Here is a 6,956-nt window from a genome sequence, read left to right on the forward strand (position 1 = left end):
AACTATCTCGGATACTTTTTCATAAGTTTTTGAATCTCTTCAGCATGGTAACTGCTTCGAGTTAAAGGAGAACTTATTACTTGCATAAAGTCCAAATCTTTTTCCCCGAAAACTTTAAAGTAATTAAATTTTGAGGGACTTACAAATCTTTGAACAGGCAAATGATTAGGGCCTGGAGATAAATATTGGCCAATAGTAACAATATCTACGAAATTACTTTTTAAATCCTTAAGAAGACTTAAAACCTCCTCATCTTTTTCCCCTAAACCAAGCATAAAGCCTGACTTTGTATAAACTTTTGGAGAATAGTCTCTGGTTCTTTTAAGTAACTCAAGAGTTCTCTCATATTTACCCTGAGGTCTTACTTTTTTATATAGCGAAGGCACAGTCTCAATATTATGGTTTAAAACGTTTGGATTTGAATCAAGAACTTTTTCAAGAGCTTTCCAGTTGCCACAAAAATCAGGAATTAAAAGCTCAATAGAAGTTTCTGGAGATTTTTTTCTTATTTGATAAACACATTCAAAGAATTGGGATGCACCCCCATCCTCAAGATCGTCTCTATTAACTGATGTGATTACAACATGTTTAAGCTTCATTCTATAAACGGCTTCGGCTAGACGATGTGGTTCTGTTGGATCTAACTCTCTTTTAGATCTATCAAAATCAATATCGCAATATGGACATGCCCTAGTACAGCCAGGACCCATTATGAGGAAAGTAGCAGTTCCACTAGCAAAACATTCACCAATATTAGGACAGCTTGCTTCTTGACATACGGTATTGAGATTTAAATCATTTAACAAATTTGCAGTGTTACCAATTCTCTCAACTTGCGGAGCCTTTACTCTTAACCAATCAGGTTTTGAAATTAAACTATTACGATTATTAGTCAAATTAATTGTTTCTGGCCTGTAATTTTATTTTACTAAAAACAATTTGAATTAACTATTAATTATCTCAAAAATGAAGCCGATTTAATTGAAGTCAAAAAATAAATTGATTTAACTAGTTCATCGATAATTTAAAAAATCATAATTCAAGCTACAACTTAAAATATATTTTTGTTTCATCAACTAAAAATGAAACAGTATTTAGAACGTTATTTTTAGTACAGTTACAAAAACATTTTTATTAAACTTTGAAATAATTTAATCCAATAGCCATATGTTTTTTTTTGTACTAAAAAGTGTTTTTTTATTTATTTATTGATACAGTAAAAAATATATGTAATAAAACATTGACTTTTAAATTTAAAAGAAAACGTCTTTTACTATCTAAAAAAAATAAAAACTCTAAAGCAATAGGTTATGCTAGAGCTTCTAATAATGAACATGAATATTTAGAAGAGCAAATAAAATTTTTAAAGGCAGAGGGTTGCAGTTTAGTTTTCTCTGAATTTATAAGTTTAGATGAAGAAATTAAACCCCAACTCAATAAAGCTATAAATTGCTTATCTAAAGGCGATCAATTAATAATAACTCAGCTTGACAGAGCATTTAAAAATAAAAAAGAATGTTTGAGAACAATAAATAAACTTATTAATAAGGATATTAAATTGCGAACTTTGACTGGTTTTTTTGCTGCCAATGAATCAACTAGAGCAAATTCTTCAATTTTCAAGATTTTATATGAATTAGATAATTTAGAGGATAATAGCTTAGGTGAAAGAAAAAAAGAACAACTATTACGCAGAAAATTATCTGGAAATAACTTGGGAGGAAGGCCCAAAATTAGTCCTTTAAAGGAATCTCTAGTAATGAGATTACGTAATGAGGGATATTCATATCGATCAATCAGGTCACAAACAGGAATTGCATTATCAACAATAAGAAGAGTTATTTTAGAAGGAGAATTAACATAAAATGAAGAAGAAAGAAATTGAAAATTTAATTAAAGAAAATTTTAAAGATACAGCATTGCGTATTTATGAATTAGATAAAGAAGATAGAAAAAGTTTATTAGCAGAATATAGAGAATGGATTATTAATGATTTAGATTTTGAAGAGGTAATGATGTTACCTTATGAAGCCTATACTGATAAATTAGATTCTAATTACTCAGACGATTTACTTTAGTCCTTAATACTATATCTCTTATTAAATTCATATACTTCTTTGGCTATTAATGGTAAAAAGGAAGTATCTTTAGAATATTCTTCTCCATTACAAAAAACAACTAATAAAGTGTGTAAAGATTGACTATTAGTCCACCAAGCTGAATCATGTCTAACTTCAGACATTAAGCCTGCTTTACTCCAAAGATCAATGTTTTCTGGTAATCCTTCACCCAAAAAACCATCTATTTGATTAAGAGAATCATTTTTAAGAGCAACTTTATTTAAATTTCTTTTTAAAAAACTTCGTAAATTTAAGTCATCTTTTTGATAATCAATATGAATCATAATTTCCTCCAAAACCCTTGCAGCTGAATCAGAATTCATAGCGTTTCTATTTTTATTTTCATGCCCATAAAATTCTTTTTCGCGACCATATGGTCCATCATCCCAGGTCTTCTGACAGCAATTTATACCACTCAATTCCTCCCAATTTAAATCATGTAGCCAATCATTTATTATACTTCTTTGAAATTTCCAATTTTCCCATAATTGACCTTCAATACAAGGTCCACTTGTTGTTCCTGTAAGTAAATCAATTAAGAAGCTTGTTGCATTATTACTTGAGAAAGACAACATTTTCCTTACAGCATCATTAAGTTCATCTGATAATAATAAACAACCTTTTTTAATCCAATAAAAAGCAGCAAGGCCATAAACCAACTTGACTATGCTGGCAGGGTAAACCATTTTTTTATTATTAATACCAGTTCCAAAACCTTTAAATACACTGTTATTTTCACTTTTATAATTAATCCAAGTTATAGCAATATCTTCTCTTGAAAAATCTTTATTATGAGTACATACTCTCCCTAAAATATCATTTAGGGCTAGACCCATCTCTTTACTAAAATAGTAAAAGGACATTGTATGGAAAGTTATAAAAATCCTATCTCACTATTTAAGCAAACTAATTTTTCAAAAACTATTTGGTGGAAATTAAAAGTTAATATTTCTGGATATCAAAATGAAACAGAAAATAAATTAGTTACTGAAATATTTAAAAATAGAATTTTTAGGCTTATTTATCCAAATATTCATCAAAACAAGCATAAATTTTCAAGAATTCTTATTCAGCTATTCGAAGATGGCTATGTCTGTTGGATAAATTTAGATGGATTGATTATTGAAAAATATGAATTAAATAAAACTGATAGTTTAAAAAATGAACAATTCCTAATAAAAGATAAAATTACTTCAATTTTAAAATGGATCAAGGATCAAGCTGAGTTAAATAATGTATACCTTTGGGGAGGTACATTAGGACCCAATTTTGATTGTTCTGGTTTAATTCAGACTGCTTTTTTAAAGCATCATATTCATATACCTCGAGACTCTTTTCAAATAAAAAGTTTTTGTAAACACCTTTTTTATTACAAAGAATCCTATGCGGCTCTTCAACCAGGAGATCTTTTATTTTTTGGAAATATAGAAAAATGTGATCATATTGGAATCTACAAAGGAGACGGTTTGTATTACCATAGCTCTGGAAAGGATTTTGGCAGAAATGGAATAGGATTAGATTCCCTAAAACAGTCTAATGATAAAATCTCATTGCATTATAAATCCAAGCTTATTTCGGCAGGTAGAGTTGTCAGGAATTATAGATGGGACAAAACAATACGTTAGTAAGTAGAGCCCACCTTTTAATTAATTTAAAATTAAATTTTAAATATTACTTGTTCTTTTTTTAGGAATTACCCAGCAGTCCAAATATTTTTAATAATTGGCATTATGGTATCCAAGTGTAATGTCCCGACAAGTAGCCAAGCAAAAACAGCTCCTCCACAGCCTCCTAACCAAAATCCACTTGTAAAATCAGCCCAACCAGCTCTTGTAAATAAGTCCTTTGGCGGATTATTAACAGTCGCATCTGGAGGCTGAACATTAGGTGCTTTACCTGGTGCATTATAAAGAACTAAAAGCGCTGTCAAAATATGGACAGCTCCAATAGCCGCGAGAAGTCCAGCAGTTAGAGCGAATTCAGAATTTCTTAGTGGGCCAGTCATAGTGAAAGGACCGTATAAGAGGTAACCAAAAGCTGCTCCAGTTTCTAAGCCTCTAAAATTAGGAGAAATACCTTCTCTATAAAAAGGCAAATTATTTATAAAAGCTTTTGTAAAATAGCCACTATTAACTGGGGTAGCTAAATTACCAACACATGGATCAGCAACAGTTTTTACTGCCCATTGTTCTGCAACACCAATATCATTTGGTTGTACAGAATTATCTATGTATTTCTCATCAAACTTAATTGAACTTGTTGATTCTGAGAATGATTTTTGAAAGTCGCTCATGTTTTTAATAATTTAGTGTTTAATAATTTATTCAGTTGCTGTAATAAATCTTCCAATCAATACGATAAAAACAGCAGGCATTGCTATACCAATTAATGGAACAAAAATTGAGGGTAAGAGGCTTGGTAAATCAGATGGCATAGTTCTTTAAACATCTTTAAACACTTTAGTATTTATCTGGAAAATAGTGTTAATTTTATTACTGGATGATATAAAAATTATTAACTTTTTACATGTTAAATTTTTTCGCAATTGTACTTATTATTTTTATAGGAATATTACTTCTAATTTTAAGAAAAAGAAGCTTTATAAAGTTTATAAATAATGGCAAATTACATTCTGTTAAATTAAAAAAAAATAGAAACAATAATAATAAATTTCTATCTAATAAAAAAAGTTTTTTATACAATCACGAAGCAAAAAAGTACTCATTATTTTATAAAAATTCTCAAAGAAATAAAATGTTTAGTCTTTTTCAGGGAAATACAGAAGACAAATTAAAAGCATTAAAAATTGCGGAAGAATTGTCTGATAAATCAACATTATCAATTTTACGAAAAGGCTTAAAAGATATGTCTCCTGAAGTGGTTAAACTTTCAGCTTTATTAATAAGAAAATTCAAGTAAAAATTTAATTTTGATTGGCACTACTTATTGACCTTATTCTATAAATTGGACGACTTTGACTTTCATGATATGTTCTAATTAAAAGTTCGCTCAATAATCCAAAGCTAAATAATTGAACCCCAGCAATTCCCAATATTAATGCAAACATTAACAACGGACGATTTCCAATATCCTCACCCATTATTTTTAAAACTATCAAATAGGAACTCATTGCAAGGCTAATCAAAATACTTATGATTCCAACAAAACCAAATCCATACATCGGTCTTGTTAAAAATTTAGTCATAAACCAAACAGTTAGTAAATCCATTAACACTCTAAAAGTTCTATCTATTCCATATTTGCTAGATCCATATTGCCTGCTTCTATGATTGACTTTAATTTCTTTGATTCTTGCACCTTCAATATTTGCTAAGACAGGCAAAAACCTGTGAAGTTCTCCATACAATTTAATATCATCAATTATTTCTTTTTTAAAAGCTTTTAATGAACATCCATAGTCATGCAACTTCAAGCCTGTTACGCGAGCTATTAATTTATTCGCTATTTTTGATGGTATCTTTCTATTAATTAATTTATCTTTTCTATCAAACCTCCATCCACAAATCAAATCGTAGCCATTATTAATTTCAGAAATTAATATCGGAATATCATTTGGATCATTCTGTAAATCACCATCCAAAGTAATGACAATATCGCCTTTAGAGTTATCAAAGCCAGCTGACATTGCTGCAGTTTGCCCATAATTTTTGCGAAGGGAAATTACTGACAATTCTTTAATTTTGAGAGTTAATTGTTTTAATATTTGTTGAGTATTGTCTTTAGAACCATCATTTACAACAATCAATTCAAAATTAAATTTATTTAATGACATTACATTTATAACTTCATCCAATAAAAAACCAATACTCTCACTTTCATTGAAAACGGGGATGATAATAGAAATTAATTGTTTTATACCTGACATTTATATTTGATATATGTATATATAATTTTAACTTAATTTACATCATTAAAATTAAACAAAAAAAAATCACCACAGATGTGGTGATTTGAATTATTCAAAGGAAAATTTAGCCAAATTTACCAGAAGTTGATGCAATCACAAATGCACCGAAAGTAAGAATGTTACCAATAGTGAAATGGGCTAATCCAACTAATCTAGCTTGAACAATTGAAAGTGCGACTGGCTTATCTCTCCAACCAACAAGGTTAGCAATTGGAGTACGCTGATGTGCCCAAACTAATGTTTCAATTAATTCTTGCCAGTAACCACGCCATGATATTAGGAACATGAAACCAGTAGCCCAAACTAAGTGACCGAATAGGAACATCCAAGCCCAAGGAGATAATGAGTTTACTCCGAATGGATTATATCCGTTAATAAGTTGAGCAGAGTTTAACCAGAGATAATCTCTGAACCAACCCATTAGATAAGTTCCTGATTCATTAAATTGTGCTACGTTACCCTGCCAAATTGCTAGGTGTTTCCAATGCCAGTAGAAAGTTACCCATGCTAGTAAGTTTAATGCCCAGAACATAGCTAAGTACATAGCGTCCCAAGATGAACTATCACAAGTACCTCCACGTCCAGGTCCATCGCAAGGGAATGCATAACCTAAATCTTTCTTATCAGGAATTAATTTTGTTCCTCTAGCATCAAGTGCACCTTTAATAAGGATTAATGCTGTTGTATGAAGACCTAAAGCGATAGCATGGTGAACTAAGAAATCAGCAGGGCCTATAGGTAAGAAGGCACTTAATGCATCTTGTCTATTGATAAGATCCATCCAGTAATGATTACCTGGCAATGAATTAGCTGCGAGACTTGCGGAACTTGTAGGATCAGATAATAAAGCGTTAAAACCGTACATCATCTTATGCAGTTCTCGCAGATAAACCAAGCAAGACATCTCT

9 protein-coding genes and 1 pseudogene are annotated in these 6,956 nt (G+C 30.3%); 4 read left to right on the forward strand and 6 right to left on the reverse strand.

What is annotated here, in order from left to right; translation table 11 throughout:
* Positions 1–2: 2 nt before the first annotated feature.
* Complete coding sequence (gene lipA / locus HA145_RS08475; protein ID WP_209128726.1) at positions 3–896, reverse strand: lipoyl synthase; 894 nt, start codon at positions 894–896, stop codon at positions 3–5.
* Between the two features lie 344 nt (positions 897–1,240).
* On the opposite strand from lipA, the gene HA145_RS08480 reads away from it, so the two are divergent.
* Positions 1,241–1,864 (forward strand): recombinase family protein, encoded by a 624-nt coding sequence (locus HA145_RS08480; protein ID WP_245151844.1) that lies wholly within the window; start codon positions 1,241–1,243, stop codon positions 1,862–1,864.
* A gap of 1 nt (position 1,865) precedes the next feature.
* Complete coding sequence (locus tag HA145_RS08485) at positions 1,866–2,078, forward strand: hypothetical protein (protein ID WP_209128728.1); 213 nt, start codon at positions 1,866–1,868, stop codon at positions 2,076–2,078.
* Here the strand turns inward: HA145_RS08485 and HA145_RS08490 are convergent.
* Positions 2,075–2,983 carry a serine hydrolase gene (locus tag HA145_RS08490; protein WP_209128729.1) on the reverse strand — a complete coding sequence of 303 codons (909 nt, stop codon included), beginning with the start codon at positions 2,981–2,983 and terminating at the stop codon, positions 2,075–2,077. The genes HA145_RS08485 and HA145_RS08490 overlap by 4 nt on opposite strands.
* A 3-nt stretch (positions 2,984–2,986) precedes the next feature.
* Between HA145_RS08490 and HA145_RS08495 the strand changes: the two genes are divergently transcribed.
* A complete protein-coding gene (locus HA145_RS08495; RefSeq protein WP_209128730.1) occupies positions 2,987–3,745 on the forward strand; it encodes a C40 family peptidase in 759 nt (252 codons plus the stop codon).
* Positions 3,746–3,813: 68 nt separating this feature from the next.
* Here the strand turns inward: HA145_RS08495 and HA145_RS08500 are convergent, their stop codons facing one another.
* Together HA145_RS08500 and HA145_RS08505 are read right to left on the reverse strand one after the other, a co-directional pair.
* Positions 3,814–4,413: a photosystem I reaction center protein subunit XI gene (locus HA145_RS08500; protein WP_025893579.1), complete on the reverse strand. Its 600-nt coding sequence runs from the start codon at positions 4,411–4,413 to the stop codon at positions 3,814–3,816.
* Positions 4,414–4,440: 27 nt separating this feature from the next.
* Positions 4,441–4,554 carry a photosystem I reaction center subunit VIII gene (locus HA145_RS08505; protein WP_002807990.1) on the reverse strand — a complete coding sequence of 38 codons (114 nt, stop codon included), beginning with the start codon at positions 4,552–4,554 and terminating at the stop codon, positions 4,441–4,443.
* Between the two features lie 320 nt (positions 4,555–4,874).
* Between HA145_RS08505 and HA145_RS09690 the strand changes: the two genes are divergently transcribed.
* Entirely contained in the window at positions 4,875–5,039 is a 165-nt protein-coding gene (locus tag HA145_RS09690; RefSeq protein WP_348535478.1) for a hypothetical protein, read from the forward strand.
* A gap of 4 nt (positions 5,040–5,043) precedes the next feature.
* On the opposite strand, the gene HA145_RS08515 is transcribed toward HA145_RS09690, so the two are convergent.
* Both HA145_RS08515 and psaB read right to left on the reverse strand, forming a co-directional pair.
* The gene (locus HA145_RS08515; protein ID WP_209128732.1) at positions 5,044–6,006 is read right to left on the reverse strand and encodes a glycosyltransferase family 2 protein; all 963 of its coding nucleotides are present in this window, start codon (positions 6,004–6,006) and stop codon (positions 5,044–5,046) included.
* A gap of 106 nt (positions 6,007–6,112) precedes the next feature.
* Positions 6,113–6,956 (reverse strand): annotated as a pseudogene (gene psaB, locus HA145_RS08520) (photosystem I core protein PsaB); the annotation flags it as partial.

The organism is Prochlorococcus marinus XMU1411 (genome assembly GCF_017696075.1).
Lineage (GTDB): Bacteria > Cyanobacteriota > Cyanobacteriia > PCC-6307 > Cyanobiaceae > Prochlorococcus_A > Prochlorococcus_A marinus_V.